The sequence below is a fragment of the Myxococcus virescens genome, assembly GCF_900101905.1.
GTDB lineage: Bacteria > Myxococcota > Myxococcia > Myxococcales > Myxococcaceae > Myxococcus > Myxococcus virescens.
Genome location: NZ_FNAJ01000001.1, coordinates 137350 through 163816 on the forward strand (window position 1 = coordinate 137350; position 26467 = coordinate 163816).

At 69.8% G+C, this 26467-nt stretch carries 25 protein-coding genes; 13 read left to right on the plus strand and 12 right to left on the minus strand.

Annotated elements, in window-relative coordinates:
* Positions 1–29: 29 nt before the first annotated feature.
* Together BLU09_RS00515 and BLU09_RS00520 are read left to right on the plus strand one after the other, a co-directional pair.
* The gene (locus BLU09_RS00515) at positions 30–1319 is read left to right on the plus strand and encodes a LamB/YcsF family protein (RefSeq protein WP_186817695.1); all 1290 of its coding nucleotides are present in this window, start codon (positions 30–32) and stop codon (positions 1317–1319) included.
* Positions 1316–2206 carry a 5-oxoprolinase subunit C family protein gene (locus BLU09_RS00520; RefSeq protein WP_090484273.1) on the plus strand — a complete coding sequence of 297 codons (891 nt, stop codon included), beginning with the start codon at positions 1316–1318 and terminating at the stop codon, positions 2204–2206. The genes BLU09_RS00515 and BLU09_RS00520 overlap by 4 nt, the downstream gene beginning before the upstream one ends.
* A 16-nt stretch (positions 2207–2222) precedes the next feature.
* Here BLU09_RS00520 and BLU09_RS00525 read toward each other — a convergent pair whose 3' ends face one another.
* Positions 2223–2798 carry a Uma2 family endonuclease gene (locus BLU09_RS00525; protein WP_167370999.1) on the minus strand — a complete coding sequence of 192 codons (576 nt, stop codon included), beginning with the start codon at positions 2796–2798 and terminating at the stop codon, positions 2223–2225.
* A 255-nt stretch (positions 2799–3053) separates the two neighbouring features.
* On the opposite strand from BLU09_RS00525, the gene BLU09_RS00530 reads away from it, so the two are divergent.
* Complete coding sequence (locus BLU09_RS00530; RefSeq protein WP_090484275.1) at positions 3054–4418, plus strand: hypothetical protein; 1365 nt, start codon at positions 3054–3056, stop codon at positions 4416–4418.
* Between the two features lie 17 nt (positions 4419–4435).
* Here BLU09_RS00530 and BLU09_RS00535 read toward each other — a convergent pair whose 3' ends face one another.
* Positions 4436–6031: a sigma 54-interacting transcriptional regulator gene (locus tag BLU09_RS00535; RefSeq protein ID WP_090484278.1), complete on the minus strand. Its 1596-nt coding sequence runs from the start codon at positions 6029–6031 to the stop codon at positions 4436–4438.
* A gap of 475 nt (positions 6032–6506) precedes the next feature.
* Between BLU09_RS00535 and BLU09_RS00540 the strand changes: the two genes are divergently transcribed.
* The 5 genes from BLU09_RS00540 (at position 6507) to BLU09_RS00560 (ending at position 10528) form a co-directional block, all read left to right on the plus strand.
* Complete coding sequence (locus BLU09_RS00540; RefSeq protein ID WP_011551675.1) at positions 6507–7061, plus strand: peroxiredoxin; 555 nt, start codon at positions 6507–6509, stop codon at positions 7059–7061.
* Between the two features lie 6 nt (positions 7062–7067).
* Positions 7068–7592: a carboxymuconolactone decarboxylase family protein gene (locus BLU09_RS00545; RefSeq protein WP_090484280.1), complete on the plus strand. Its 525-nt coding sequence runs from the start codon at positions 7068–7070 to the stop codon at positions 7590–7592.
* Positions 7593–7723: 131 nt separating this feature from the next.
* Complete coding sequence (dps, locus tag BLU09_RS00550; RefSeq protein WP_090484282.1) at positions 7724–8200, plus strand: DNA starvation/stationary phase protection protein Dps; 477 nt, start codon at positions 7724–7726, stop codon at positions 8198–8200.
* A gap of 177 nt (positions 8201–8377) precedes the next feature.
* A complete protein-coding gene (locus BLU09_RS00555) occupies positions 8378–9184 on the plus strand; it encodes a hypothetical protein (RefSeq protein WP_244171324.1) in 807 nt (268 codons plus the stop codon).
* Between the two features lie 54 nt (positions 9185–9238).
* Positions 9239–10528 carry a pyridoxal phosphate-dependent aminotransferase gene (locus BLU09_RS00560; protein ID WP_011551671.1) on the plus strand — a complete coding sequence of 430 codons (1290 nt, stop codon included), beginning with the start codon at positions 9239–9241 and terminating at the stop codon, positions 10526–10528.
* A 59-nt stretch (positions 10529–10587) separates the two neighbouring features.
* On the opposite strand, the gene BLU09_RS00565 is transcribed toward BLU09_RS00560, so the two are convergent.
* Together BLU09_RS00565 and BLU09_RS00570 are read right to left on the minus strand one after the other, a co-directional pair.
* Positions 10588–11193, minus strand: a complete 606-nt coding sequence (locus BLU09_RS00565) for an SAM-dependent methyltransferase (RefSeq protein WP_090484284.1) — start codon at positions 11191–11193, stop codon at positions 10588–10590.
* Complete coding sequence (locus BLU09_RS00570; RefSeq protein ID WP_186817696.1) at positions 11190–12617, minus strand: APC family permease; 1428 nt, start codon at positions 12615–12617, stop codon at positions 11190–11192. Before BLU09_RS00570 ends, BLU09_RS00565 begins: the two co-directional genes overlap by 4 nt.
* A 210-nt stretch (positions 12618–12827) precedes the next feature.
* On the opposite strand from BLU09_RS00570, the gene BLU09_RS00575 reads away from it, so the two are divergent.
* Entirely contained in the window at positions 12828–14093 is a 1266-nt protein-coding gene (locus tag BLU09_RS00575) for an MFS transporter (RefSeq protein WP_090484288.1), read from the plus strand.
* 21 nt (positions 14094–14114) lie between these two features.
* Here BLU09_RS00575 and BLU09_RS00580 read toward each other — a convergent pair whose 3' ends face one another.
* From BLU09_RS00580 to BLU09_RS00600, 4 genes are all read right to left on the minus strand, one after another.
* Entirely contained in the window at positions 14115–14789 is a 675-nt protein-coding gene (locus BLU09_RS00580; protein WP_090486911.1) for a DNA-3-methyladenine glycosylase family protein, read from the minus strand.
* Positions 14790–15077: 288 nt separating this feature from the next.
* Positions 15078–15527 carry a PH domain-containing protein gene (locus BLU09_RS38620; RefSeq protein WP_167371000.1) on the minus strand — a complete coding sequence of 150 codons (450 nt, stop codon included), beginning with the start codon at positions 15525–15527 and terminating at the stop codon, positions 15078–15080.
* 444 nt (positions 15528–15971) lie between these two features.
* Positions 15972–16460 (minus strand): hemerythrin domain-containing protein, encoded by a 489-nt coding sequence (locus tag BLU09_RS00595; RefSeq protein ID WP_090484295.1) that lies wholly within the window; start codon positions 16458–16460, stop codon positions 15972–15974.
* A gap of 57 nt (positions 16461–16517) precedes the next feature.
* Positions 16518–18032, minus strand: a complete 1515-nt coding sequence (locus tag BLU09_RS00600; RefSeq protein ID WP_090484297.1) for an FAD-dependent oxidoreductase — start codon at positions 18030–18032, stop codon at positions 16518–16520.
* A gap of 215 nt (positions 18033–18247) precedes the next feature.
* Here BLU09_RS00600 and BLU09_RS00605 point away from each other — a divergent pair, with 215 nt between their 5' ends.
* From BLU09_RS00605 to BLU09_RS00620, 4 genes are read left to right on the plus strand one after another with little or no spacing between them, the layout of a single operon-like run.
* Positions 18248–18439 (plus strand): hypothetical protein, encoded by a 192-nt coding sequence (locus BLU09_RS00605; protein ID WP_090484299.1) that lies wholly within the window; start codon positions 18248–18250, stop codon positions 18437–18439.
* 4 nt (positions 18440–18443) lie between these two features.
* On the plus strand, positions 18444–20549 hold the full coding sequence (locus BLU09_RS00610) for a PAS domain-containing sensor histidine kinase (RefSeq protein WP_373284000.1): 2106 nt from the start codon (positions 18444–18446) through the stop codon (positions 20547–20549).
* Positions 20546–20956 carry a response regulator gene (locus tag BLU09_RS00615; protein ID WP_011551663.1) on the plus strand — a complete coding sequence of 137 codons (411 nt, stop codon included), beginning with the start codon at positions 20546–20548 and terminating at the stop codon, positions 20954–20956. The genes BLU09_RS00610 and BLU09_RS00615 overlap by 4 nt, the downstream gene beginning before the upstream one ends.
* 8 nt (positions 20957–20964) lie before the next feature.
* Positions 20965–21798 carry a GvpL/GvpF family gas vesicle protein gene (locus tag BLU09_RS00620; protein ID WP_244171325.1) on the plus strand — a complete coding sequence of 278 codons (834 nt, stop codon included), beginning with the start codon at positions 20965–20967 and terminating at the stop codon, positions 21796–21798.
* On the opposite strand, the gene BLU09_RS00625 is transcribed toward BLU09_RS00620, so the two are convergent.
* From BLU09_RS00625 to BLU09_RS00640, 4 genes are read right to left on the minus strand one after another with little or no spacing between them, the layout of a single operon-like run.
* Positions 21787–22902, minus strand: a complete 1116-nt coding sequence (locus BLU09_RS00625) for a hypothetical protein (RefSeq protein ID WP_090484305.1) — start codon at positions 22900–22902, stop codon at positions 21787–21789. The genes BLU09_RS00620 and BLU09_RS00625 overlap by 12 nt on opposite strands.
* On the minus strand, positions 22899–24767 hold the full coding sequence (locus BLU09_RS00630; protein WP_090484307.1) for a motility-associated ABC transporter substrate-binding family protein: 1869 nt from the start codon (positions 24765–24767) through the stop codon (positions 22899–22901). The genes BLU09_RS00625 and BLU09_RS00630 overlap by 4 nt, the downstream gene beginning before the upstream one ends.
* Positions 24764–25486, minus strand: coding sequence for an ABC transporter permease (locus BLU09_RS00635; protein WP_090484309.1), 723 nt, complete (start codon positions 25484–25486; stop codon positions 24764–24766). The genes BLU09_RS00630 and BLU09_RS00635 overlap by 4 nt, the downstream gene beginning before the upstream one ends.
* On the minus strand, positions 25483–26412 hold the full coding sequence (locus tag BLU09_RS00640) for an ABC transporter ATP-binding protein (protein WP_090484311.1): 930 nt from the start codon (positions 26410–26412) through the stop codon (positions 25483–25485). Before BLU09_RS00640 ends, BLU09_RS00635 begins: the two co-directional genes overlap by 4 nt.
* Positions 26413–26467: the final 55 nt, after the last annotated feature.

Sequence of the window (26467 nt, forward strand, 5' to 3'; positions counted from 1 at the left end):
CGCGCCGCCGCTCGCGTACGGTGCGCCGCATGACGGAGTGTCTCCTCAACGTCGACCTGGGCGAGCTTCCTGGTGAAGACGAACAGCTCTACGCGCTGGCCCATGTGGCGAACATCGCTTGCGGCGGGCATGCCGGGGACGATGCCTCCATGCGCCGGGCGCTGGAGCGGTGCGAGCGGCATGGCACGCGCGTGGGCGCGCACCCGTCCTACGAGGACCGAGAGGGCTTCGGCCGCCGCGCGCTCGACGTCACGCCGGAGCACCTCCGGGCGCAAGTGGCCGCGCAGTGCGGCCGGCTCGCGAAGCTGGCGGCTGACCGTCATCTGCCCGTGACGTACGCCAAGCCCCACGGCGCCCTGTACCACGCGGCCAATGCAACACCGGCCCTGGCTCGCGCGGTGGTGGAGGGCATCGTGGAAGCGCTGGGGACCGCCGTCACCTGCATCGGCCCCGGCACGGGCGCGCTGCACGACGCGGCCCTGGCGGCGGGGCTGGCCTACGCCCGCGAAGGCTTCGCGGACCGAGGCACCCGGCCAGATGGCTCGCTGATTCCCCGAGGACAGCCCGGCGCGGTGCTGACCGACCACGCCCAGGCGCGGGCCAACACCGTGCGCCTGGCCAGCAGCGGCAGCGTGGACACCGTCTGCGTTCACGGCGACACGCCCGGCGCGGTGGCGCTGGCGCGCGAGGTCCGCGCCACCTTGGACGCGCTCGCACTTCGCGCCGAGCCTCTGGGAGAAGGCGCCCTGCGACTGGTCCTTCCCGAGGGACTGGAGCGGCGCGCCACGCGCGAGGCCCTCTGTGCCATGCCCGGCGTCCTCGACGCCGTCATCACCGAGGAGCACGCCTGCGTGTACTTCGCCCCGGATGCACCACCCGAGGAGCCTCGACTCGCGCTGGCGCGGTTGCTGCGCATCCCAGCCCCAGTGGCCGGCCGCCCCCTCACGACCATCTCCGTGCGCTACGACGGGCAGGACTTGCGCGCGGTGGCGGAACGCGCGGGCCTCACCGAGGACGAAGTGGCGCGGCGCCACACGGCGCGCGAGTACACGGTGCGCTGCGTGGGATTCCTCCCCGGGTTCGCCTATCTGGGCGAAGTCGACCCGAGCATCGCGGTCCCCAGGCTGGCCACGCCCCGCACGCGAGTGCCTGCCCTCGCGGTGGGAATCGCGGGTGGGCGCACGGGGGTGTATCCCTTCGCATCGCCTGGAGGCTGGAACCTCATCGGCACCGCGCTGGACTTCACCGCCTTCACAGCCGAGGAGGGCTCGGTGCTTCAGCTCGGGGACCGGGTGCGCTTCAAGCGGGTGGACCGATGACGGGCTGGCTGGACATCACGGGCGTGGGTGCGCCCGTCACGGTGCAGGACGCGGGACGGCCGGGGAAGATGCACCACGGCGTGCCTCCGGGGGGGCCGCTGGTCCCGGAGCTGCTCGCCCTGGCCAATCTCGCCGTGGGAAACGCGAGTGGAACGGCGGCGCTGGAAGCCTTCGGCCGGTTGGAGCTGCGCGCCCGAGGCCGAAGCGTTCGCGTGTCCATGGACGGACGCGCCCTCACGCTGGCGGATGGAGAGCGCCTCACCGTCCCCGCGCCCGAGTCGACGAGCGTGCGCTATGTCGCGGTGGACGGCGGGCTCGCCGTGCCGGAAGTGCTGGGGGGACGCGGCACCCTGCTGGTCGCGCGACTGGGCGGATACGAAGGACGCCTGTTGCGTTCGGGTGACAGCCTGCCCCTGGGTGACGCGAACGAGCGCGCCGAGGCGCGAGCGCCCGGTGCGTCACTGGATGCAGCGGCGCCCATCCGCGTGACGCTCGGACCGGACAACCGCCGCTTCGAACCAGCCACCGTGGCCACCCTGCTGTCAGGCGCCTTCACCGTGTCCGCCGCCACCGACCGCGTGGGGATGCGACTCCAAGGGCCATCGCTCACCCATGGTGACGAAGGCACGGGCACGTCGCGCCCCATGGTTCGTGGGGCCATCCAGGTGACGCTTTCAGGAACGCCCATCGTGCTGGGCCCCGACCATCCGACGACAGGTGGCTATCCACTCATCGCGACAGTCATTCGCGCCGATTGGGGACGGCTGTGTGCCCGCCGTCCAGGGGCCGCTGTCCGGTTCCAGGAAGTGAGCCTGGAAGAGGCACGGGAAGCGTGGCGGCACCACTCGGAGCACTTCGGTATCGGCACGCGCCCCACGAAGCCGTAAGCCGCGGCGCCAGGGTTCAGGGCGCCTCCAGCTCTGGGGGCCATAGCGCGCCCAGGTCCAGTTCCAGGTCCTCGAACGGCTCGGCGCGCACACACGCATCCCCCGAGTACTGCCCCCGCGCGGCCCATTCGCCTTCCCGTCGAGCGAAGACCTCCAGGGCCTTCGCTGTAGGGTCCACCAGCCACACGTGCCCCACGCCTTCGCGCGCGTAGATTTCCCGCTTGCGGTTCCTGTCCAGCTTCCAGGTCGACGGAGATAGCACCTCACAGACCCAGTCCGGCGCCAGCGTGAAGAAGGGGACGCGCCGCATCATGGGCATGCGCTCGCGGCGCCATCCCGCGATATCCGGCACCAGGACGTCCTGACCGACGTGCAGCTCGGGCTCGGTAACAATCCACCACCCTCCCGGCGCTCGCTGCCCGACCTGGAACCGGGAGACGAGCAGCCCGCCCAGGACGGAGTGCGCCACCGCATGCGGGCTCGCGGGCCTCGGCAATGCGATGAGCTCACCATCGATGATTTGCCCGACCATGTTCTCGGGCAGCGCCATCAGGTCTTCATAGGTCGCGGGACGCTTCGTCTCATTCCCCATCTCGGGACTCCCCAGGCCAGCCGCCTCCCACCCCTCTATCATCCGTATTGCCTCCCCCAAGTGGAACCCCACCTACAACAGCGTGTCCAATGATTCCTACCTCAGGGGTCCGACATGCCTTTGGGGGCAGGGCGCAAATCACTTTCCGGCTTCACCCGACGATGCGGAAATAAAGACTCCCCCAACCCCCGTGCCCCCTGAACTCCACCATCCAGGGGACGCAACTTTTTCCGGTTTCAACCGATACTGGAGAAGATGAGTCCCCCAAAAATCGGTTCCCGAGCCCCCGTCCGCCCCACCGAGCTCCGCGAGCCGCCCCGCCCCGCTCGCAACGAGGTCAAACCCCAGGCCAAGGCCCAGGTGACCCGGCCCGGCATGTCCGGGGTGTCCCAGTTCGAGTCTCCGCCCGCCCGGCAACAGCCCGTGGCGCTGAACGCCCCCGCGGCCCTGGCGCGCGGCCCGAGCGTCGCGCCGGGCAGCTATCCCACCGCCGCGGACGTGCGGAACATCGCCGCCATGCAGGACCCGGTGGCGCGCAACCATGCGATTACCCAGGGCTATTCGGACCTGTCCAACGCCATGGGGCAGTTGCTGGGCACGGAGAACGCCAACTGGTCCACCTTCGCGACCTGGGCCTCGAAGCAAGCCGGCGTGAGCATCCGCGGCGAGGACATGCCCAAGTTCTTCACGGACGCGCTCAAGGGCGCCGACGGCGTCATGGGGCCGATGTCCAAGGTGGACGACCTGCTGCGCAAGCTGGGCCTCCCCTCGCTGCCGCTGGGCGACATCGCCTCGGCGGGCAATGAGGCGCTCCAGAACGTCAGCAAGGCCATCGCCGACGGCAACAAGCTGGTGTTCGAGGAGGTGGGCCAGGAGTTCGCCCGCTTCGTGGAGACCTTCCAGGGCGACACCCAGTTTGACGCCGCCAAGGTGGAGCAGTACCTGAGCGGCTTCCCCGCGGACAAGCCGCTGCTGAAGGAGTCCTTCGGCCACTACGCCCAGGCCATGTTCGAGAAGGACCCGAACAAGAAGGCCGAGCTGATGCTCCTGGCCAACGACAAGGTGGGCCTGCACGAGCAGACGCAGCTCCAGCCCTACGTCGAGAAGGCGCTCAACTCGCCGGTGAAGGACACCTTCCGCGACATCCTCAAGCAGACCGTCGAGGCGCAAATCAATGCGCTCCCCTTCCCCGCCAACCTCGCGGGCAAGGCGGCCTTGAAGACGGGTCTGGTGGACGCGGCGCTGAACCCCGTGGTGGATGGCGTGGCGAACGTGTTCCGCCGCGTCGCCACCGAGCACATGATGAAGCTGGCCGTGCCGGGCAGCGCGCTGAAGCTGGGCAATGATTTGCCGCCGCCTCCGGGCATGGAGTCCACGCTCTTCCCGCCGCACCTGCGCTCCATCGAAAACCCCGAGCTGCGCGCGCTGCTGGGCCAGCTCGACAAGAGCCAGGACAGCCTCAAGGGCTCCGGGGCGAAGGACTGGAGCAAGCTGGACCAGCGGATGAACTACATCGTCGACCTCTTCCGCTCGCGGCAGTCGGACCCGGCGCTGTTCGACCCGCCGTTCGGTCAGCGGGGCACCTACCCGGTGGCGCCCTCGGCACCGCGCGTCTCCTAGGCGCGCGGTTTCAAGGCTCACGCCTCGTCGACGACGAACTGCTCCAGCCGGGCGATGCCCAGCTTCTTCATCCGGCTCTGGAGCGTGGACGGCTTGAGCCCCAGCAGCGCCGCGGCCCCATTGGCGCCGTAGACGCGGCCCCGCGTGAGCGAGAGCACTCGCATGATGTGCTCGCGCTGCACGGCCGCCAGCGTCAGCACGGGGGTCAGCTTTTGCCCTCCCACCGCGGGCGCCGGCTCCTCCGGCAGGGCCGTCACCCCGGCCGCGCCGCGCGTGGGAACGTCGAAGGACTCCGGCCCCAGCTCCGTCCCTCGCGTGAGGATGGTGGCCCGCTCCAGCACGTTGGCCAGCTCGCGCAAATTGCCCGGCCACTCATAGGCCTCCAACCGCACCAGGCCCTCGGGCGTCACCCGCATGCCCCGCCGTCCCGTCCGGCGCGCCTGTTCCTCCAGGAGGAAGGCGCACAGCTGTGGCAGGTCCTCGCGGCGCTCGCGCAGCGGCGGCAGGCGCAGGGGGAACACGCTCAACCGATAGTAGAGGTCCTCGCGGAAGCGCTTCTGGGCAATGGCTTGCTGAAGGTCCACGTGCGTGGCCGCCAGGATGCGCACGTCCGCGCGCACCGTCTTGTCGCTGCCCACCGGCTCGAATGTCTTCTCCTGCAGCGCCCGCAGCAGCTTCGCCTGGAGGTCGAAGGGCAGCTCGCCCACCTCATCCAGCAGCAGCGTGCCGCCATGCGCCATCTGGAAGCGTCCGGCCCGGTCCTTCGTGGCGCCGGTGAAGGCGCCCTTCACGTGGCCAAACAGCTCGCTCTCCAGCAGGCCCGCCGGAATGGCAGCGCAGTTGAGCGTGACGAAGGGCTGGTCCGCGCGGGCGCTCCAACGGTGGATGGCGCGGGCCAGCCGCTCCTTGCCCGTGCCCGTCTCACCGGTAATCAGCACCGGCGTGTCCGTCTCCGCCACCTGCCGCGCCCGCCGCGCCAGGTCTCGCATCACCGGGCTCTTCGACGTCTCGAGGATGCCCTCCGAGTCTCCGCCGAGCTGCGCCTCCAGCAGCTTCGCGTGCTCGTGGTCCTGACGGTGGAGACGCTCGAAGGTGGCGCGCTGCTCGGCTGACTGGATGGCCGTGGCCAGCATCTGCCCGTACACCTCCACCAGGTCCACCACCGGCTGGGGGTACGTCTCACACTCGGCGCGGTCCAGGGAGAGCACGCCGTAGCAGCGCTCACCCGCGCACAGCGGCACCACCATGCACGAATGCCCCGGCGGCAAATCCAGCACGCCGTCGAAAGGGTCTCCATCCCCGTGGGCATGGTCCTCTTCCGTGAAGGCCTTCGCCCGCCGCGTCTCCAGGGCCTGCCGCAGCGAGGGGAACTCCGACAGCTGCAACGAGTGCTGCCGCACCTTCGCGTTGGCCAACGGCCCTCGCGCGGCCACCGACACCAGCCGGCCCTCCTTCAGGAGGAACACCGTGGCCAGGTCGAAGCGCACCACCCGCGTCAGCCAGTCGAGCCCACGGCGCAGCAAATCCCCGACGGAATCCTCCGCCGTTGCCAGCTCAAGGAGGTCCCGAGCGTCCTTCGCACCGTCGATGGCGCCTGAAAAGTCGTCCTGCATGCCTACGAAATAATAGGGTTCCACCGAAATTGCAGTGAGGCAGGCACCGAGATTTCGTGCCCCACCGCTCCAGGCCGGAAGATCCGTCGCAACCCCCGGAACACAAAGCGATTCTTTTGAACATGCGGGGAGGGGCCGCCTTGTAGGTGAACGGAGCACGCGTTCGCGGCCGTACATTCGAGCCATTGCCTGTCCGGAGTGGGTGCAACCACGCGGCACTTCTCGTATTTTCCGCCCGCTCGTGAGGGCCACGAGCGGCCAGTCTCCCCCGGTTCGTCGATCCACCGAAATTGCAGTGGCGAAACGCACCGAGATTTCGTTAGACACCGGCCCAGCGGCACCGACCCAGTGGGGGCGAAATCCAAACCCCTGGAATCATTGATTCGAGGTTCTGGCACGGTGACTGCTAAGCGGTAGGACAGAACACGTTCACTGGGGTCGGCTCACCGCCGGGCCCCCATCCCAAGGAGCCGTAATGCTGACCGTTGGCGACAAGATCCCGAACTTCAAGGTGAAGGCCACCGTGTCCCTGGAGAAGGGCAAGGAGTTCCAGGACATCACGAACGAGACCTTCAAGGGCAAGTGGCTGGTCCTGTTCGCGTGGCCGAAGGACTTCACCTTCATCTGCCCCACGGAGATCGCGGAGTTCGGCAAGAAGAACAAGGACTTCACTGACCGTGACGCGCAGGTCCTCGGCCTGAGCACCGACAGCGAGTTCGTGCACCACGCGTGGCGCACGCACCACCCGGACCTGAAGAACCTGCCCTTCCCGATGCTGGCGGACATCAAGCACGAGCTGTGCAACGCGCTGGGCATCCTCCACAAGGAAGAGGGCGTGGCCCTCCGCGCGACGTTCATCGCGGACCCCGAGGGCATCATCCGCCACGTGACGGTCAACGACCTGTCCGTGGGCCGCAACGTCTCCGAGACGATCCGCACGCTGGACGCGCTCCAGACGGACGAACTGTGCCCCTGCAACTGGACCAAGGGTGAGGAGACCCTGACCCAGAAGCTGTCGAAGGCGGGGTAATCCACCATGGCCTCGCTCGAAGTCGTCCGCTCTGAACTCGCGGACTCCCACAAGGACACCCGCCTCAACCTCCAGGGTGTCCTGGAAGGTGGCAGCCTCACCGCGGAGCAGCGTTGGGGTGTGGCCGTGGCATGCGCCTTCGCCGCTCGGAATGAGCGGCTGAAGGAGGCCATGCTCAACGAGGCGAAGAAGGCCCTCGCGAATCCCGAGCCTGTCATCGAGGACGCGCGTGCGGCGGCGTCGTTGATGGCGATGAACAATGTGTACTACCGCTTCAGGCACATGATCGGGAAGGAGTCCTACTCGACCAAGCGCGCCGGGCTGCGGATGAACCGGCTCGCGCAGGTGCTGACGAACAAGGTGGACTTCGAGCTGGTCTGCCTCGCCGTCAGTGCCATCAACGGCTGCGAGATGTGCATGCAGTCCCACGAGAAGATCGTCCTCGAGGGCGGCCTCTCCGAGGACCAGGTGCACGACGCGGTTCGCATCGCGTCGGTCATCCACGCGGCGGCGGTGGGGCTGGAGTCTTAAGCCCCTCTGTCGCGAGGCATCGCCGAAGTTTCAAGCGCCCTCCGGTGGAAACACCGGGGGGCGCTCCCTTTTTGGCCGCCGCGCATCCAACCAGCCGACACCGACAACCACACAGCCGAAAGGAAGACACCATGTACCGCAGCCCCAGCCCCCTCCCCGAGAAGGCCCGCGCCGCCATCGCTGAATCGCTCAACGAGCGGCTCGCCGACGGGCTCGACCTGCACTCGCAAATCAAGGTCGCGCACTGGAACATCAAGGGGCCGCAGTTCGCCTCGCTCCACCCGCTGTTCGAAACGTTCGCGGTGAGCCTGGCCACGCACAACGACTCCATCGCCGAGCGCGCGGTGACGCTGGGTGGCAAGGCCTACGGCACCAGCCGCCACGTGGGCAAGACGAGCCGCCTGCCGGAGTATCCGCAGGAGACGACGCGCGACATGGAGCACGTGAAGCTGCTGGCCGAGCGCATCGAAATCTACCTGGACGGCCTGCGCAAGAGCCGCGCCCTCTTCGTCGAGAACGGGGACTCGGACTCCGAGGGCCTCACCACGGACATCATCACCGAGTTCGAGAAGCACGCGTGGTTCCTGCGCGCTTCGCTCGAAGGCTGAGCCGCCCTACCCGGACGGGCCCGCCGGGGCTGTGCAACCCGCTGCACGCACATCCCGGGCCCTGTTCCGGCCGAGCCTCGTGTTCTCGCGAGGTTGCACCGGGCATGACGGTTGCTCTCCACGGGGGCAGGACCCGCCGCGAAGCCGCGGTGTCGTGCACCCCCTGGAGAAGCGCCCATGCGACGCATCACCTGTCTTGCCCTCACCGTCCTCGCCACCGCCTGTGGCGGTGGAGCCCCCACGCAGGAAGAAGTGGACGCCGCCCGTCAGCGCGTGGAGCGCGTGGTGGCGGCCTCGCATCAGGTGCGCGGCGCGCTGGAAGTCCTGGGCGTGCTGCCGGTGTACACCTGCGGTGAGCCCCGTCGCGCCTTCCTCAGCACCGCCGCGTACGACGTGCGCACGCGGTGGGCCTGCGCCCGCGCCGCGGTGGAGCCCCATGACAGCGTGACGGACCGCGTGGTGCTCACCTTCGATGAGGGCGGCTGTGACGTGCACGGCCTGCGCTTCGCCGGTCACACCGCGTTTCTCTACCGCGGCGGCGAGGACCTCATGGAAGTGGAGGCGGACCTGCGCGGACTGACAGTGGACGGACACCCGCTCCAGGCGGAGGTGGGCTACGGCACGTGCGGCGACGAGACGCGCCTCTGGGCGGATGTGGAGGGCGGCGTCCCTGGACGACAGGGCCACACGTTCCGTGTCGATGGCCGCGTGGGCATGCGAGCCGGCATGCCCGTGTTGGGTGGCACGTCGCTGGTGCTGGACGGTCCAGGCGAGCTGACGGGCCCCGATGGCACCGACCGCCTCACGCTGACGGGGCTGCACTACGAGGTGGGTGAATACCTGCCGAAGGAAGGCACCGCGGTGCTCGAGACGGCGGACGGGCGGCGCGTGGAAGCCCGCTTCCAGCCCGTCCTGTGGCGCCTGGGCAAGGCTGAGGTGACGGTGGACGACCTGGAGCCCGTGACGGTGCCCATCGTCCGCTGAGCGGGCGCGCGGCGGCAGCGCGCACGGCGCGGACTTCCGCTAGGGTGTGACGCCGTGAGCGACGACGTCCCCCTTCCGGCATTCCGCGCCGTGCCCCGCACCGGCGTCATCTTCGTCACCGCCGAGGCCACCCGCCGTGGCTACCGCTCCAGCAACCCGGAGTGGTGCAACCTGGGCCAGGGCCAGCCGGAGACAGGAGACCTCCCCGGCGCGCCGCCCCGGCTGAACCAGGTCACCATCGACGTGGCCGACATGGAGTACGCCCCCGTCGCCGGGCTCTGGGAGGTGCGCGAGTCCATCGCCAGCCTCTACAACCGGCTCTACCGCCGGGGCATGCCCAGCCAGTACAGCGCGGAGAACGTGTGCCTGTCTGGCGGTGGCCGCGCGGCACTCACCCGCGCCGCGGCCAGCCTGGGCGCCATCAACCTGGGCCACTTCCTGCCGGACTACACGGCGTATGAGGAGCTGCTGGACGTCTTCAAGGCGTTCACCGCCATCCCCATCCTCCTGGAGGGTGAGCGCGGCTATGCCTTCACCGCGGAGGACTTGCGGCGCGAGGTGCAGGGCCGGGGCTTGTCCGCCCTGCTCTTCTCCAACCCCTGCAACCCCACCGGCAAGCTGGTGCACGGCGAGGAGATGGCGCGCTGGGTGAGCGTGGCCCGCGAGCATGAGTGCGCGCTGCTGGTCGACGAATTCTATTCGCACTACATCTGGACGGGCCGCCCCGGACACCTCCCGGTGGAGAGCGCCGCCCGCTACGTGGAGGACGTGAACAAGGACCCGGTGGTCTTGTTCGACGGCTTCACCAAGAACTGGCGCTACCCGGGCTGGCGCATGACGTGGACGGTGGGGCCGCGCCAGGTCATCGATGCGGTCGCCAGCGCGGGAAGCTTCCTGGATGGCGGTGGGAGCCGGCCGCTCCAGCGCGCGGCGATTCAGCTCCTCCAGGAGGAGCCCGTGGTGGCGGAGACGATGGCCATCCACAACACCTTCCGGGAGAAGCGGGACCGCTTCCACTCCCGGCTGGAGCGCATCGGCATCCGCACGGACCGCGCGCCGGACGGCACCTTCTATGTCTGGGGCAACGTGTCCGGGCTGCCGCCGCCGCTCAACGACGGCATGGGCTTCTTCCGCGCCGCGCTGGACCAGAAAATCATCGCCGTTCCGGGCGAGTTCTTCGACGTGAATCCCGGCAAGCGCCGCGCGCGGCCCTCCCGCTTCCGCGGCTACGTGCGCCTGTCCTTCGGCCCGTCCATGGAGACGCTGGAGAAGGCCCTGTCGCGGCTGGAGGCCATGGTGCTCCACTACTCGCGCACGCCGGGTCAGCCGCCTCCGGCGCCCTGACGTGAGACGGCCCGGCCCCTCCTGGCGAGGGCGCCGGGCCCGGAAGCCTCCCGCCGTGCTCAGCGGGGCGCGCCGCCCGTGCCGCGCTCGGGGACGACCCAGAGGTAGAGCGTCCGTCCCTCGCTCTGCACCGTCTTGGTCGGCGCCCAGTCCCCCATGTCGAAGCTGTGCGACACGATGCGCGTGCCTGGCTTCAGCTCCGAGAGCAGCTTGGACTTGAGCCGCTCGTTGACGGAGGGCAGCAGATAGAGCGTCACCACCGACGCGTCACGGATGTCCGCGTCGAAGAGGTCACCCTGGCGAAACTCCACCTTGTTCTTCACGCCCGCCTGGCTCGCGTTCTGGTTGGCCTCGGCGATGCGCTCCGGGTTGATGTCCACGCCCACGGCGTGCTTCGCCCCGTGCTTCTGGACAGCGGAGATGACGATGCGGCCGTCGCCGCTGCCCAGGTCATAGACAGTGTCACCGGGCTTCACGCCAGCCAATGCCAGCATCCCGTCCACGGCACCTTCCGGCGTGGGGACGAAGGGAACCTCGGGCGCCTGAACCGAACTGCCCGAGGGTCCGCGGACCTGCACCGTCACCTTCTGCTGTGCCGTCGAAACGCTCGCGGCGTTCGAGGCCATCGCCGCCGTGAACGTGAAAACCACCATCATTCGCTTCATGTCGCCTCCTTCGTTCGTTGCAGTCTGGGAGAGGAAGTGGCCTTGGGGGAGGCCCCCTGCGAGCCCCTGCGGGTGCGCACCGCCTCCACGGCGAGCAGCACGCCGCCCGTGCCCAGCACGGCCAGCCCCGCGAGCGCGCCCAGCCCGGTGAAGGCCAGGCTGGAATAGAGGACGTAGGCGCAGATGCCGATGAAGAGCAGCGGCGTGAGCGGATACAGCGGCACGCGGAACGGCCGGGGCGCATCCGGCTCACGCACGCGCAGCACCATCAGCGACACGCCCGTCAGCAGGAAGAAGAGCCAGAAGACGGGCGCGGTGTACTCCACCATCGTCTCGAAGCCCTGACGCGTCAGCGTCCCCAGCCCCACCAGCGCCAGGGAGATGGCCCCCTGCACCAGCAGCGCGCGGGACGGGCCATTGGACTTCGCGTGCCACTGCCCCAGCCCGTTGAACAGCACGCTGTCCCGCCCGAAGGCATAGTGGGTCCGAGCCCCCGTCAGCACCGTGGCGTTGGCGGACGTCAGCGCGGAGATGGCGATGATGACGCTCAGCACCAGCGCGCCCCCGCTGCCCACCGCGCGCTGCATCAGGTCCGCGGCCACCGCCTCCGAACGCGCCATGCCTTCGAGCCCCAGGCCGCGCAGGTAGGCCACGTTGACCAGCAGGTACAGCGCCGTCACCAGCCCGATGCTCGCCAACAGCGACCAGGCGATGGTGCGCCGCGAACCCCGCACCTCCGAGGACAGGTACGCCACCTCGTTCCAGCCGCCGTACGTCAGCAGCACGAACACCATGGCCAGGCCCCAGGCGGTCCCCGACGACGCGGCCGGTGCCGGCGCCGCCTCCGCGGGCACCAGCGCGGGCGTGAACAGCAGCCCCACGATGACGACAGCCCCCACGCCCAGAACCTCCAGGGCCGTGAGCAGGTTCTGCGTACGGGTCCCCTGCCGGATTCCGGCGATGTTCACCGCCGTCAGCCCCACCACCAGCATGGCCGCATAGACGGGCGACGAATACGGGCCCAGGGGGAAGAGCTGCGTGGCGTAGTCCCCGAAGACGAAGGCCAGCAGTGCGATGGAGCCGGTGGGGATGACGGTCAGCCGCGCCCACGCGAAGAGGAAGGCGGGCCCCTTGCCCAGCGCGCGGTACAGATAGTGGTAGTCCCCGCCCGGGTGTGGCCAGGCGCTGGCCAGCTCCGCGTAGCACAGCGCGCCCACCAGCGACGCGACGCCGCCCAGCAGCCACGTGAGCAGCATGGCCTCACCGCTGGCGGACTGCGCGGCCACCAGCGAGGGCGCCTTGAAGATGCCCGCCCCCAGGACGATGCCCACTGTCAGGGCCATCACATCCAGCACGCGCAACGACGGCGACGGCGCGGACTCGCCCCGCTTCACGACTTCGACTCCTGCCTGCTGCTCCTGCATGGTGACGTGCTCCACGCGCCTCGGCGGCCTTCGCCGTCCGGCGCAAGATGAGGCCGGGACCCGGCCATGGGGAGGATGAGCGTAGAGAGCGTCCCCTCCCCGTCCATGAGACGGAGGGCCGCTCTGCATTACCGTGGACAGGGCCCCACATCCGGACTGGCGAGCGGACACTTCCTCGTTCCCGACACGGTGGCTCTATGCTGGGCGTCAATGAGACTTCCGTCGTCCCGGCTCGCCCTGCTGTGCATGCTCTACTTCGTGCAGGGCCTGCCCTTCGGCTTCCAGGCCACCGCCCTGCCGGTATACCTGCGCTCGCAGGGCGTCTCGCTGACCACCATTGGACTGCTCGGCGCGCTGTGGTTGCCCTGGGCCCTCAAGGCGCTCTGGGCGCCCCTGGTGGACCGGTATGGCTCGGCGCGCATCGGCCGGCGCAAGTCGTGGATTCTGCCGATGCAGGCGGGGCTCGCGGCCAGCTGCGCCGCGGCGGCGGTCGCGGCTTCGCGGGACGCGCTCCCCGCCCTGCTGGCGCTCGTCTTCCTGATGAACCTGTTCGCCGCCACGCAGGACATCGCGGTGGATGGCTTCGCCGTGGACACCCTGCGCCCCAGTGAGCTGGGCCTGGGCAACACCGCGCAGGTGGTGGGCTACAAGCTGGGAATGCTGACGGGCGGTGGGCTGCTGGTGTGGGCCAGCGCGCGCATCGGCTGGTCCGGCCTCTTCGTCGCCATGGCGCTGCTGTGCCTGGCCGTCTTCACGGTGATGCTCTTCGCCCGGGAGTCTGCCCCCGAGGCACACGCCACGCCGTCCGCGGCCACCGCCCGGCAGGAGCCGGATTGGCGCGAGCTGTTCCAGCGCCTCAAGAAGTCGCTCCTGCTGCCGGGCGCGGGCTGGCTGCTGCTCTTCATCACCACGTACAAGCTGGGCGAGAGCATGTCCGACGTGCTCTTCAAGCCGTTCCTCGTCGACGCGGGCTTCACCGCCGCGCAAATTGGCCTGTGGGTGGGCACGTGGGGCACGGGCGCGTCCATTGTCGGCTCACTGGCCGGAGGACTGCTGGCCTCGCGCATGCCGCTGCTGGGCGCAGTGGGGCTCACCGCGTCGCTGCGGGTGATTTCCCTGGTGGGGCGGTGGCTGCTGGCCACTGGAGGCGTCACCGACGCGGGCGTCATCGGCGTCACCATGGCCGAGGAGCTCTTCGGCGGCGCGCTCACCACGGTGATGTTCGCCTTCATGATGTCGCGCGTGGACCGGCGCATCGGCGCCACGCACTACACGCTGCTCGCCAGCCTGGAGGTCTGGGGCAAGGCGCCCGCGGGCCCGCTCGCGGGCTGGCTCGCGGACCCGAAGCACGGGCTTGGCCTGGGCTACGCGCCCGTCTTCCTGCTGGGCACCGTCCTGTCCGTGGCCTTCCTGGCGCTGCTGGTGCCCATGCGGCGCCAGAAGCACGCCCCGAGCACCACGCTCAACACCGCCTGAGGCCACAGCCCAGGAACGCCGTCAGCCCTCCACGGGCGGCGCGTCGGGGAGCTCCGCCGAGCGCCACATGTACCAGCTGGCCACCGAGCGCCAGGGCCGCCAGCGTTCGCCGTAGGCGAGCAGCGCCTTGGGCTTGGGCATCTCCGGCAGGCCATAGGCCTTCATGAAGCCCTTGCGCACGCCGTAGTCGTCCACGGGCAGCACGTCGGGCCGCTCGAGTTGGAACATGAGCAGCATCTCCACCGTCCACTGGCCAATGCCGCGCACCTGGGTGAAGTGCTCGATGAGCTCGGCGTCATCCATGCGCCGCACCTTGGTCAGCGGCGGCACGGTGCCGTCCAGCGTCTTGCGCGCCAGGTCCTGGAGCGCGGCCAGCTTGTTGGCGGACAGCCCCGCTTCGCGCAGCGACGTGTCCGGCACAGCCAGCAGCGCTTCCGGCGTGAACTTGCGTCCCGAGCCCACGCGCTCGCACACGCGGCCGAAGATGGTGGCGGCCGCCTTGCCGTGGAGCTGCTGGTAGACAATGGACTCCGCCAGCGCGCCGAACGGGCTGTGCAGCGGGCGCACCTGGAGCCGGAAGGGGCCAACGCGCTTCATCAGCGCGCCCAGTGTCGGGTCCGCACGGGACAGGGCACGGCGGACCGCGGGTGTGTAGTAGGCAGGGTGGCGAATGATGGCGGGGGGCGGGCGTGGCATGGGCGTGGCCATGATGCCGCCGTCCAGCCCACCTCGCGCAACCCGATTCTTGCCGAGCGCCGCTGCATGGAGCGGTGGGCATCCACGAGGATGTCTCGGCTTCGTTGCCGGATCCAACCAGGCAACGATGGTGGCGCTCGTCCGAGGTGTGGATCGAGCCCGCGCACGGACGCCCGTTGCGAGTCGCGACGAGCCCCCGCGCCCAGCCTCACCCCGCCGGCGGTGGGCCCACGCAACTGCCGGTGACCTTGTTCCCCCAGCCGGAGGTGCTCGCCTGGCGTGCACGCCTCACGTGGCTCGAGTGAACAGATGCCTGTGGCTCACCTGATAGGCCCGCGTGCGGATGAGCTCGCGGAGGGAGCGCGGCGCGGCCATCCAGCGAAGAACCGAGATTGGAGACGTCTTGTCCGTCGAGATGAGGGCAACGGTGCCGATGCCAAGGAGCCGGTCCAGCAGGCTCTGCGAGACCTGGGTATCACCGACACTCCGGAGGTCGATCTCCCCCACGGTTTTGGAGAGGGCTCCGCTCTCGATGATGAGGCGCTGGTTCGTCAGCTTGTAGTGTGTGGTCCTCAGCATGAGGAATGCGCCGAAAAAGCGGAGTAGCTCGTAGACAATCAACGCACCGACAATCCACCAGCCCACCCTCGCCGCCTGCTCCGCCGCCTCGCTGCTCGGAAGGAACGGGCCGAGGCGGCCCACGCCTGCGCGCAGAACGGCGGGAAGCACCAGCGCCACGAAGCCGAGCGCGAGGAGTCGACCGAGAAGGACCCGCCAGGAGGGCGAGCCCTCCCACAGCGTCTCTTCAGGGCCCGGGGCCTCGCCAGAAATCACCGGCCGTAGCGGCGCGGGGGCTCCGTCCATCGGACGCCCGCAGTGAGGGCATCTCGGTGCGGAGGTCGAGACTTCGCGCTGGCAGTCAGGACATGTGACCAGGGGCATGGAGGAAAGGTATGGGGCCTGGACCTGGTCAACACGGCGGCTGTCCGTCCACGGAGCACGCCCTCCCTCCGGGGCACGACTGGCCGGGCGACAGCGCTGCCCCGCCTTCACATGGGACGTGAACCCACCCAGACTTCTACCGAGCGCTTCGGCCTCCCCTTCTACCGAAGCGCTCCCGAGGCACATCACGCCAGGGCGTCCCAATCCTCAGCGCCCAGCGGATGCCCTCCACCACCCGCGCTAGATGAGCGCGGCGTGCTCCGTCTCCGAGGGCACCTGGGTGCGCGGCTCTCCCTCCATGAGCTCCTCGAACTCCTGCTGCATCTGGACACCCAGGTCCACGAGCTGCTCCTTGGACAGGAGCTTGCGGACCTTCTTGAAGAGCTCGCCCTCCTCCTCTTCGACGTGGTGCTCAATCTGCTCCTGGAGCACCTGCATCTTCGCGTCGAACTCCTCGTCGGACGGCTCCAGGTCCAGCAGATCGGCGATGAGGCGCTTGGCGGACAGGTGTTCCTCGGCGGCCTCGCGCAGCAGCTCCTCCGTGTCCTGGGCCTTGGCCGCGGGATAGAAGTACTGCTCCTCGATGGAGGCGTGCGCGCTCAAGCGGTCGGAAATCATCTCGAAGAGTTCCTGGCGTTTCGACTCCGCCCCCTCCGAGAGCTTCTCGTACTTCTTGAACAGCTTCTTCACCTCGTCGTGCTGCTGCGTCAACAGCTCGATAGCGTCCATGCTCGCCCTCTCCCGTGTGGATGATGTGTGTCGTGTTGAGGTGTGAAGACGTGTGGCTCAGGTCGGTAGCTTCTTCGCCGGCAGGTCCTTCATGGCGGGGCCGTTGAGCACCTTGCCGGTGGGACTGAAGCGCCCCCCGTGACAGGGACAGTCCCAGGAGCGCTCCGCGCCGTTCCAGTGCACATGGCAGCCCAGGTGCGTACACACCGGAGACACCGCGTGGGGGGTGCCGTCCTCCGCGCGGTACACCGCGACCTTCTGTCCCGCCACCTCCAGGACCTTGCCCTCGCCGGGCGCCACGTCCGCCAGCCGATGCCCCTCCGGCCGGGACAGGCGGTCCGCGACGAAGTGAAAGGCGACCTCCGCGTTCTCCTGGATGAAGTCCTTCGCGCCCGCCTGGGGCTTCACCCGCGTCGCCGAGTAGAGCGCGGCGAAGGGGTTCTGTCTGTCGAGGATGGCGTCGGAGAGCATCATCCCCGCCAGCGTGCCGAACGTCATGCCCGTGCCGGAGAAGCCGGTGGCCACGTACACGTGGCGGCTGGCCGAGTTGCGGCCGATGTACGCCAGCCCGTCCGCGGGCTCGATGACCTGGCCGGACCAGCGGTGGGTGATGTCCGTCACCGGGAAGCGCCGCAGCGTGTAGGCCTCCAGCGCGGCGTAGCGCCGGGCGGTGTCCTCGTCGGTGCCGACCTTGTGGTCCTCGCCGCCCACGATGACGTAGGTGCGCCCGTTCACCCGCTGCGTGCGGATGTAGTGATAGGGCTCCTGGCTGTCGTAGTACTGGCCCGGCTCCAGCGGCCCGTTGAGCGGCCCCGCCACCGCGTAGGTGCGGTAGGGGTAGAGCTTGGTGTGCATGGCCACGCGGTTGAGCGGCGTGGTGGTGGCCTCCACCACGGCCGCGGCGGTGACGGTGCCCCGGTCGGTGACGACGCGGCAGGGCGCGCCGTCGTGGACCTCCGTCACCCGCGTGTTCTCGAAGATGTGGCTGCCGTCGCCAGGAATCCGGTCCGCCAGCGCCAGCAGGTACTTGCGAGGATGGAAGAGCGCCTGGTCCTCCACCCGCAGGGCGCCCTTCACGGGATACGGCAAGGGCACGTCCTGGGTGAAGGTGGCCAGCAAACCGGCCTCGCGCGCGGCGGTGACTTCGTGGTGCAGGCCGGCCAGTTCGCGCTCCGTCTCCGCGTAGCGGTACATGGGCACGCGCTGGAAGTCACAGTCGATGCCGAGCTCGTCGACCAGCGCGGCGATCTGCTCGATGGCCGCGCGGCTGGAGGACGCCGCGAGCTGAGCCCCCTTCTCACCAAAGTCGCGCCGCAGCGTGGCGTAGGGCGTGTCGAGCATCTCGGTGAGGTGCGCGGTCGTCTGGCCCGTCTGCCCCGACAGGATGCGGTGCATGTCCAGCACCGCCACGCGCTTGCCAGCGCGCTTCAGGAGCCACGCCGTGGTCAGCCCCGCCATCCCCCCGCCAATGATGGCCACGTCCACCGTCACGTCCCCCGGCAGCGCCGGGAAGTCGCGCGGGGGGGCCGTCACCGTCCAAAGCGACCTGTGCGCCCGCTGCTCGTCGTCCATGGCCCAAGGCTAGGAACGGCGCCTCGGAGCGATAAGCCACGGGAGCGGACCGCATGGCTGGCCGCCTACCCAGCTCCAAGGCGTTGCAGATGTACACGAACGAACACTGCCGGCCCTCTCGTGTTCGCAAACCACGGTGCGGGCAAGCCTGCTCTGGGGTGGCTCGCCGACGCGCGTTAGAAAAACCCGGCCCCAGGAGCCGAGGAGCTTCGACGATGCCCGTGGAAAGATTGGCTGGAAGCGCCAGCCTCGTCGACGTCTTGGACCGGGTGCTGGACCGGGGTCTGCGCTGGGACGCGAACGTCCACGGGCACGCGCTCCAGGACTGGCCACCCGCATCCACACGCACCATCGTGGTGAAGTTCGTGGAGGTGCGAACGCCCACCCCTCACTCCCGTGGAGCCTGACGCAGTGGTCCCCCCCGCCGCACTGCCCACCCCAACCCCCGAGCCAGACGTCGAAGCTCGGCTCGCCCTGGCTGAGCACCTGCTCGCCTGTGACGAGCCACGTCTGTGCGCGCAGCACGTGGTGGCGTGGCTCACCCGCGAGCGGCCGTCGGACGTCGCCGCCTGCCTCGCGCGCGACAGCGGCACGGAAAGGTGGGTCTGCCTCGCGGCCCGGAACCTCTCCGAGGCCCAGCGTGACGCCCTGGCGTTCCAGCCGGGTGAGACCTCCCATCCCCTGGCGGAGACGCTGACGCAGGGGGCGCCTCGCTTCTTCGCCGCCCCCAGCGCCCCACTTCCAGCCGAGGGGTGCATCGCGGTGCCCCTGGGCCGTCCTGGAGCGCCCGCCGCGGGCCTGTTGCTGCTGTCCGCGGAGGGCCCCACGCTGACGCCGGACGCAGCCTGGGTGAGCGCGCACGTCGGCCCCCGGCTGGCCGCCATGCGGCCCACGGAGGGCCGCGAGGTGGCGGGCGGAGAGCTGCTCCGTCGCATCATCGACACCGTGGCGGACCCCGTGCTGCTGACGGACCTGGAGGGACGGCCCCACATCGCCAACACCCGCGCGGAGGTGCTGCTGGTGGCCGGGCCGGATGCGAGCGAAGGCCGCCGCCGGGCGACGGCGCTCAACCGGCGGGTGTTCTCCTCCGCGCTGGCCAGCTTCGCCAGCGGTGATACGTCCACCGTGCGCCGCCGGGAACTCCCGCTGGTGGACCCGGTGGAGGGAATCGACCTGCTCTTCGAGGTCGTCAGCACACCCGTGCTCGAGCCGGATGGCCGCGAGTCGCTGGTGAGCGTGCTGCGCAACGTGACGGACCTGGGCCGCGCCACCCAGGCGCTGGGGGAGAGCTACCGGCGCCTGCGCGACACGGAGCGGGAGGCCCGCAGCGAGCGGCACCGGCTGGACCGCGTGCTGGACTCCGTACCGGACCCCCTCATCCTGTCCGACCCGGCGGGCGGCATGGTGATGATGAACGGGCCGGCGGAGAAGCTCTTCGCCACGCACCCCGACAGTGGGGAGGCGGCGCTGCGGCGGCTGCGCTCCAACAACGCGAGCTTCTCGTCGTTCCTCGCCAACCTGCTGGACGCGGAAGGCCGGCCCCGCTGGCGCGGACAGCTCGGACTGGTGGACCCGGCCACGGGCGCCACGCTCCCCATGGAGGCCGTGGCCAGCAAGGTCCTGGGCGACTCCGGTGAGCTGACGGGCATCGTCACCCTCTTCCACGACCGCAGCGAGGCGCTGGAGAAGGCGCGGCTGTTGGAGCGGGTGAAGGAAGGTTCCGTCCACCTGGAGGCGCGCGTGCAGGCCGCCACCGCGGAGCTGGCCGAACAGAACGAGATGCTGCGCCGCCAGGCCATCCAGGTGGAGCAGGCCAGCGCGGCCAAGTCCCAGTTCCTGGCCAACATGTCCCACGAGTTCCGCACGCCGCTCAACGCCATCCTCGGCTACACGAACATGCTGCTGCAGGGCGTGTCCGGCGAACTGAACCCGGCGCAGAAGCGGAACCTCACGCGCATCGACTCCAACGGCAGACACCTGTTGGAGGTCATCAACGAGATTCTGGACATCACCCGCATCGAAGCGGGCCGCATGCCCTTGAACCTGTCGGACTTCGGCATCCCGGAGCTGCTCCAGGAGGTGATGGCGGAGATGGACCCCATCATCGCGCGCAGCAAGCTGACGGTGAGCGCCCACCTCGGCCCGCGCGTGCCGGCGGTGTACAGTGACCGGCAGAAGGTGAAACAAATCGTCCTCAACCTCCTGTCGAATGCGTTGAAGTTCACGCACGAAGGCTCAGTGCAGGTGCAGGCGGAGTACGTGGCTGCTACGTCCACGCTCACCATCTCCGTGACGGACACGGGCATTGGCATCGACCCAGCCAACCAGGAAAAAATCTTCGAGGACTTCCAGCAGGTGGACAGCTCTCCGACCCGAGCCTATGGAGGCACGGGTCTGGGGCTCTCCATCTGCCGTCGCCTGGCTGCCATGCTGGGGGGGCGCGTCACCCTCCAGAGCACCCAGGGCGAGGGTTCGACATTCACCCTGCACTTTCCCCGACGCGCGAGGCGCGCATGATGAACCCATCTGAGACCCCGAAGCCCCTCGTGCTGGTCGTTGACGACTATCAAGATGCCCGGGAGATGTACGCCGAGTACCTGGAGTTCTCGGGCTTCCGCGTCGCCGAGGCCAAGAACGGCCAGGAGGCGCTGGACAAGGCCTTCGAGCTGCGGCCCGACATCATCCTCATGGACCTGTCGCTGCCCATCATGGACGGCTGGGAGGCGACACGGCGGCTGAAGGGCGACGACCGCACGCGCGCCATCCCCGTGGTGGCGCTCACGGGCCATGCGATGACGGGGCAGTCCGACGAAGCCAAGGGCGCGGGCTGCGACTCCTTCGTCACCAAGCCCTGCCTGCCCGACGCGCTGGTGGATGAAGTCCGCCGCGTGCTCGCCACCCACGGAGGCGCATCGGCGAGGTGAAGCGCACCATGTCCCGGACGACACGGCCCCGGAAGGGGGCGGCTCACGGCGACACCCGCCCGGCCCAGGCCGCCCGGCCTTCGCCCCCCACGGCGGAGACGGTGACGCCCGACGGGCCCCGGTATCTCTACGGAATCGTCCGTGCCACCGCGCCCCTGGACGTCGGGCGTATCGGATTGGGCACCGTTCCCGCGCAGGTGTACGCGGTGAGCGAGGCGGGCCTCACGGCCCTGGTGTCCGTGGCGCCAGGCCGCGTGGTGGACCCGACGCGAGCGCACCTGCTCGGGCACCAGCGCGTCACCGAAACCCTGCTCCGTGAGCACACCGTGCTCCCCGTGGCCTTCGGCACCGTCATGGCGTCCGAGGCCCAGGTACGCGCGGTGCTGCGCACGGCTCATCGCGAACTGTCCGGCGTGCTGGACGCGCTGGAGGGCAAGGTGGAGCTGGGCCTGAAGGTGCTCTGGCACCGCGAGCACCTTGCCCAGCGGTTGGTGCTGGAAGACGCCCAGCTTCACCGGCGCGATGATGAGCCGGAGGCCGAGCACGAGCGCCGCTTGGAGGCCGCCGTGGAGGACCGCGCCGGGCGTGACATGCGGGCGCTGCTGGAGGGCCTGCGCCCCCGCGCCGCCGCCATGCGCGAGCATCCCCCCGTAGGTGAGCGGATGCTGCTCAACGCGGCCTTCCTCGTCGAGCGGGCCCGGCAGGAGTCCTTCGAGGAGAAGGTCCGCTCCCTGGCAGCGCGCGCGGACACGTACTCGTTCCGCTTCACCGGTCCCTGGGCGCCGTACAGCTTCGTGGACGTGCACCTGGGCCTGCGTGACGAGGACACATCACTTCCCTGAAGCGGAGGACACGGGCGCCGTCACCCGCGCCGCCTCTTCCGCCAGCGCGTCCATCCCGGCGTGGAGCCGGGCCCAGCCCGTGGTGTGCTCGGTCCGGGCGTAGAAGCCATCCTCGCCCTTCACCACCATGACGTGGCCAACGGCCCGGCCCGCGCGCAGGTAGTCCACGCGGAAGGACTCCTGCGGCTCGCCCCCGGGAAGCGGCTCGTCGCGGCCGAGCAGGTCCACCGGCATCATCCGCCACACGCGGTCATGCCAGTTGCGCGCGAAGTCGTCCGGCCGCTCCGGTGCGTCCTCCGGCGCCAGGACCACCGGGCCGGGTGCCTTGCCCGTGGCCCGGAAGGCACGGGTGGCGCCGCCCGCGCGGATGGTCACCGCGTCGAAGTCTCCCAGGTCGAAGGTGTGCAACCGGCGGTCCACCAGACGGCTGTTCGCGTTCTCCAGGTCCGGCAGCATCGCCGGCCCCAGCAGGTACACGCGGCCGTCCTCCTCGCTGCGCAGGTACGGCGTCCCCCAGCCGCCCGGAGGCGACGCCAAGGCGAACACACGCGCCTTGCCGGCCACGGTCAGCGTCAGCTTGCGCGGAGACGTGGCCAGGCCGACCTCCTCCAGCTTCTTCGCGTCCAGCTCACCCAGCGCCCGCATCGCGCGCATGGGCGCGAAGCGGGAGAACAGCTTGTCCGCCACCTCGTTGGCGCGCAGCTCGCGCGGCGGTGGCGGTTCCTCGCGCGCGGCCACGGGCGGCTGTCCCGTGGCGGCGCCAGTGCCCGCGTCCGTGCCCACCGCCGCGGTGGCGACTCCCGCGTCCGCCGCCTGCGGAGCCACGCCCGCGTCGGTGGCGCCGGCATTCGCACCGCCGGAGGCGGCCCTGGAGGCCTTGTAGCCCAGCCGCACCCAGAGCCGGTCACGCTCACTGGCATCGCGGAACACGTCCACGAAGCGGGAGTCGTCCTCGTAGCGGATGCTGTCCAGCGCGCGCGCCGGAACATCCACCACCGTGACTTCACCCGGGCCCGCGGAGGGCTCGCGCTGCCAGACGACGAACGCCGCAATCAATGCGGCCGCCGCCAGGGCCCCTTGGAGGGCCAGGTCCCGAACCTTCATCGCTCACCTCCCGCCACCGCGGGGCGCGGCGCGCGGCGTCCCCGCCGGCGCGTCGTCACGAAGCCCACCGCCAGCACCAGGGCCGGCCCCAGGAACACCGTCGCGTAGAACCAGAGGACGTCCTGCTCCCGCGTGTGCTGGATGGGCGTGTCTTCCTCCGAGGACACGGCGCCGGAGATGGACTCCTCACCGGTGAGCCACCGCAGCGTGTCCACCGCCAGGTACGCGTTGCCCATGTTGCCTATCAGCAAGTCACTCACCGCGTCCGCGTCCGCCATCACCACGGCGCGCATCGACTCCTGGCCGGCCGGCGCGGGCTTCTCCACCGCGATGACCAGGGGCCAGGGCCGCCGCATCTCGCCCGCGTCCAACGTGAAGTTGCCATTGGCGTCCGCGAAGGTGGCGCCGTGCGCGCGCACCGATACGTCCTGCGCAATGCCACCCGGCAACGGGTGAATCTGCTCCAGGGCGCCCGCGCTCAGGAAGACAGCAGGCGCCTGTCCCGCCAACGACGACAGCGACGTGACGGACGGGTGCGAGGAGAACGTCGCCGTGCCCAGGTTGCCGCGGTCGCTCTGCTGCCGCGACGTGCGGAAGTACACCTGGTCATTGGCCAACGGCGTCTTGAGGTACTTCAGGCCCAGGGGCTCCAGCAGCGGCTGGAAGTCCGGCCCCTCCGGCTCCAGCGCCAGCCACAACCGGCCACCGCGCGCGGAGTACTCGCGCAGGGCATTCAGCTCCTCGGGGAGAAACGCCTGCGTCGGGCCCGCCACCACCACCACGGAGGCGTCACGCGGCACCTCGGTGCCCAGGCCCTCGGAGACACCGATCGGCCGCACGTCCACGTTCTGCGCGCGCAGCAATTCCTTCAGCTTCTCCACGGACGGGCGGGTCGTCTCGCCCGGCACCGCTCGCGACTCGGCGCGCTCACCGTGGCCGGACGTGAAGTAGACGACCCGGCGAGGCCGGGCCACCGTCAGCAGGCGGCGCTGGACCTCCTGGTCCAACCGCTGGAGCTGGCCGCGCGCCCGCTCGATTTCCAGGCCCACCGTGAGCGGCTCCTTCCGGTCGCCGCGCGCCAGGACGATGGTGCCGTTGTTGTGGACGCCCAGCGACTTCGCCCGAGCCGGCTCCACCGCCTGGTCCAGCCGCACCACGTTGAGCAGGCCCGGACTCTCCACGGACAGGTCGCGAAAGTACTGCCCCACCGCTTCGCCCACCTCGTTCGCGGGCGGGAAGAAGAGCGTCACCTGGAGCGGCTCATTGAGCCCGCGAATCACCTTGCGCGTGCCGTCGCCGGGCTTCGCGGTGCGGAAGTAGGACAGGTCCCACGTCACGTCCGCCTGGGTGGCGACGAACATGGACGCGAAGGCGAAGACGAGCACGAAGGCCAGCCCCAGCCCGGAGTACAGCGCGCTGCGGACACGGCCCGTCTCCAGCACGGGTGCGCGCGTCATCGCCGCGGCGGCGACCTCCACCATCGCCAGCGGCAGCAAGCAGCACGCGAGCAACGCCGGGAAGAGCGCCGCCAGCGACACCGCCAGCCGAGGCGCCTTCTGGGACAAGGGGCCGCCGAAGAGCCCGGTGCCTACGTCCGATTGGACGAAGTAGAGCCCCAGGGCCAGGAGACCCACGCCGTACAGGCCCGACACCCACGCCTCGACGGCACGCCGGTCCGCGCTGGCCGACCGCATGCGCGCGAAGCGCCAGCCCAGCGCACCCACCGCCACCGCCACGCCCAGGCCCGACAGGACGGTGCGGCCCGTGCCGATGCCGAAGAGCCGCTCACCGAGGAAGACCGCCAGCAGGCCCGACACGAAGGCCAGCGTCACGGGGAGCCCCCCGCTCGAAGGACGCGCGCTCATCGCCACCTCCGCGCCTCGAGCACCCGCGTGGCCGCGAACAGCGCCACGTAGGTGACCACGAGGTAGTAGACGACGTCACGCACGTGGATGAGCCCCGCCTGGAACGGCGGGAAGTGCTGATTCCACAGCGACATCGCGCTGAAGACATCCGCCAGTGGCTGCTCGGTGATTCGCGCCAGGAGCCAGCACAGGATGAGGGCCACCAGCATCACCGCGGACGTAATCGCCGCGAGCAACTGGTTGCGCGCCAGCGAGGAGCCGAAGGTCCCCACCGCCAGCGACGCGCTGCCCAGCAACAGCAGACCGAAGTACCCCGCCGCCACGTGCCCGAAGGACACCTTGCCGTTCACCATCACCAGCAGCGGCATGTAGACGGTGCACAGGAGGTACAACGCGAGGAAGGCCAATCCCGCGAGGAACTTGCCCAGGACGATGTCGCGGTCGCGCAGCGGTGACGAGTACAGCAGCGACAGCGTGCCCGTCTGACGCTCCTCGGCCAGCAGGCGCATCGAGATGAACACCGAGGCGACGACGGTGAAGCCGCTCGAGTAATAGAAGAACTGCGACAGCACCTCGGCGGAGCGCTTGCTGGCGCCGCCCAGGGCATACGCGTTGAAGAACAAGCCGTTCAACGCGAGGATGACCGCGATGATGACGTAGCCGCTGAGCGTGCGCAGATAGGCGGACAGCTCGCGGCGGGCGATGAGCAGCGCTTTCACGCGCGCGCCTCCTGGCCGTGTGTCAGCCGCAAGAAGATGGATTCGAGCTGACCGGCGCCCTGGTCCAGCCGCAACAACTCCAGACCCGCGCCCACCACCGCCTGCGCCACCTGGGGCCGCTGGTCGGGCGAGGCCCGCACCGTCAGCGCCACCAGGCCGTCCGACGCGCGGTCCACCTCCACCGCGCCAAAGCGCTGGAGCACCTCCACCGCGCGCGCCTTGTCGCCGCGCACCTCCAGCTCGATGGTGCCCCGGCCGCCCATCTTCGCCGCCAACTCCTCCTCCGTGCCCTGCGCCACCAACATCCCCTTGTGGATGATGAGCAGCCGGTCACACGTCTGGGAGATTTCCGGGAGGATGTGGCTGGAGACGAGCACCGTGTGCGCGCCCTTCAACCCGCGGATGACGTCACGCATCTCGACAATCTGCCGGGGGTCGAGCCCGCTGGTGGGCTCGTCGAGGATGAGCAGGGCGGGCTTGTGCACCAGCGCCTGCGCCACGCCCACGCGCTGGCGGTAGCCGTGACTGAGCGTGGAGATGAGCTCGCCGTGGACGTCACGCAGGCCCGTCTTCTCCTCGGCCTCACCCACGCGGTGGGCGGTGTCCCGGGACGTGACGCCGCGAAGCTGCGCGACGTAGGCCAGGTATTCCCCCACCGTCATCTCCTCGTAGAGCGGAGGCACGTCCGGCAGGTAGCCGATGCGCTGGCGGACCTCGTGGGCATTGCTCACCACGTCATGGCCGTCGATGACGACACGCCCCGAGGTCGGCAGCAGCACGCACCCCAGGACCTTCAGCGTCGTCGATTTTCCAGCGCCATTGAGGCCCAGGAAGCCGATGACTTCTCCCTGGCTGATGGTGAAGGCCAGGTCCCGGATCGCCGCGTGCTCACCGTAGTATTTGGTCAGCCCTTCGACCTGAATCATCAGGAGTCCTCTCCCCTTCGAATGCGTCGTTTCTTCTGGCGCAGCGGAGGGGATT

Coding starts and splice junctions, on each gene's coding strand:
- BLU09_RS00595 (WP_090484295.1), bottom strand. CDS start 16,460: ATGGACGCTATCGAGCTGTTGACGCAGCAGCACGACGAGGTGAAGAAG.
- dps (WP_090484282.1), top strand. CDS start 7,724: ATGTACCGCAGCCCCAGCCCCCTCCCCGAGAAGGCCCGCGCCGCCATC.
- BLU09_RS00625 (WP_090484305.1), bottom strand. CDS start 22,902: ATGAAGGTTCGGGACCTGGCCCTCCAAGGGGCCCTGGCGGCGGCCGCA.
- BLU09_RS00570 (WP_186817696.1), bottom strand. CDS start 12,617: ATGCAGGAGCAGCAGGCAGGAGTCGAAGTCGTGAAGCGGGGCGAGTCC.
- BLU09_RS00630 (WP_090484307.1), bottom strand. CDS start 24,767: ATGAGCGCGCGTCCTTCGAGCGGGGGGCTCCCCGTGACGCTGGCCTTC.
- BLU09_RS00615 (WP_011551663.1), top strand. CDS start 20,546: ATGATGAACCCATCTGAGACCCCGAAGCCCCTCGTGCTGGTCGTTGAC.
- BLU09_RS00600 (WP_090484297.1), bottom strand. CDS start 18,032: ATGGACGACGAGCAGCGGGCGCACAGGTCGCTTTGGACGGTGACGGCC.
- BLU09_RS00565 (WP_090484284.1), bottom strand. CDS start 11,193: ATGAAGCGAATGATGGTGGTTTTCACGTTCACGGCGGCGATGGCCTCG.
- BLU09_RS00520 (WP_090484273.1), top strand. CDS start 1,316: ATGACGGGCTGGCTGGACATCACGGGCGTGGGTGCGCCCGTCACGGTG.
- BLU09_RS00640 (WP_090484311.1), bottom strand. CDS start 26,412: ATGATTCAGGTCGAAGGGCTGACCAAATACTACGGTGAGCACGCGGCG.
- BLU09_RS00545 (WP_090484280.1), top strand. CDS start 7,068: ATGGCCTCGCTCGAAGTCGTCCGCTCTGAACTCGCGGACTCCCACAAG.
- BLU09_RS00535 (WP_090484278.1), bottom strand. CDS start 6,031: ATGCAGGACGACTTTTCAGGCGCCATCGACGGTGCGAAGGACGCTCGG.
- BLU09_RS00530 (WP_090484275.1), top strand. CDS start 3,054: ATGAGTCCCCCAAAAATCGGTTCCCGAGCCCCCGTCCGCCCCACCGAG.
- BLU09_RS00540 (WP_011551675.1), top strand. CDS start 6,507: ATGCTGACCGTTGGCGACAAGATCCCGAACTTCAAGGTGAAGGCCACC.
- BLU09_RS00580 (WP_090486911.1), bottom strand. CDS start 14,789: ATGCCACGCCCGCCCCCCGCCATCATTCGCCACCCTGCCTACTACACA.
- BLU09_RS00555 (WP_244171324.1), top strand. CDS start 8,378: ATGCGACGCATCACCTGTCTTGCCCTCACCGTCCTCGCCACCGCCTGT.
- BLU09_RS00605 (WP_090484299.1), top strand. CDS start 18,248: ATGCCCGTGGAAAGATTGGCTGGAAGCGCCAGCCTCGTCGACGTCTTG.
- BLU09_RS00525 (WP_167370999.1), bottom strand. CDS start 2,798: ATGGGGAATGAGACGAAGCGTCCCGCGACCTATGAAGACCTGATGGCG.
- BLU09_RS00515 (WP_186817695.1), top strand. CDS start 30: ATGACGGAGTGTCTCCTCAACGTCGACCTGGGCGAGCTTCCTGGTGAA.
- BLU09_RS00575 (WP_090484288.1), top strand. CDS start 12,828: ATGAGACTTCCGTCGTCCCGGCTCGCCCTGCTGTGCATGCTCTACTTC.
- BLU09_RS00620 (WP_244171325.1), top strand. CDS start 20,965: ATGTCCCGGACGACACGGCCCCGGAAGGGGGCGGCTCACGGCGACACC.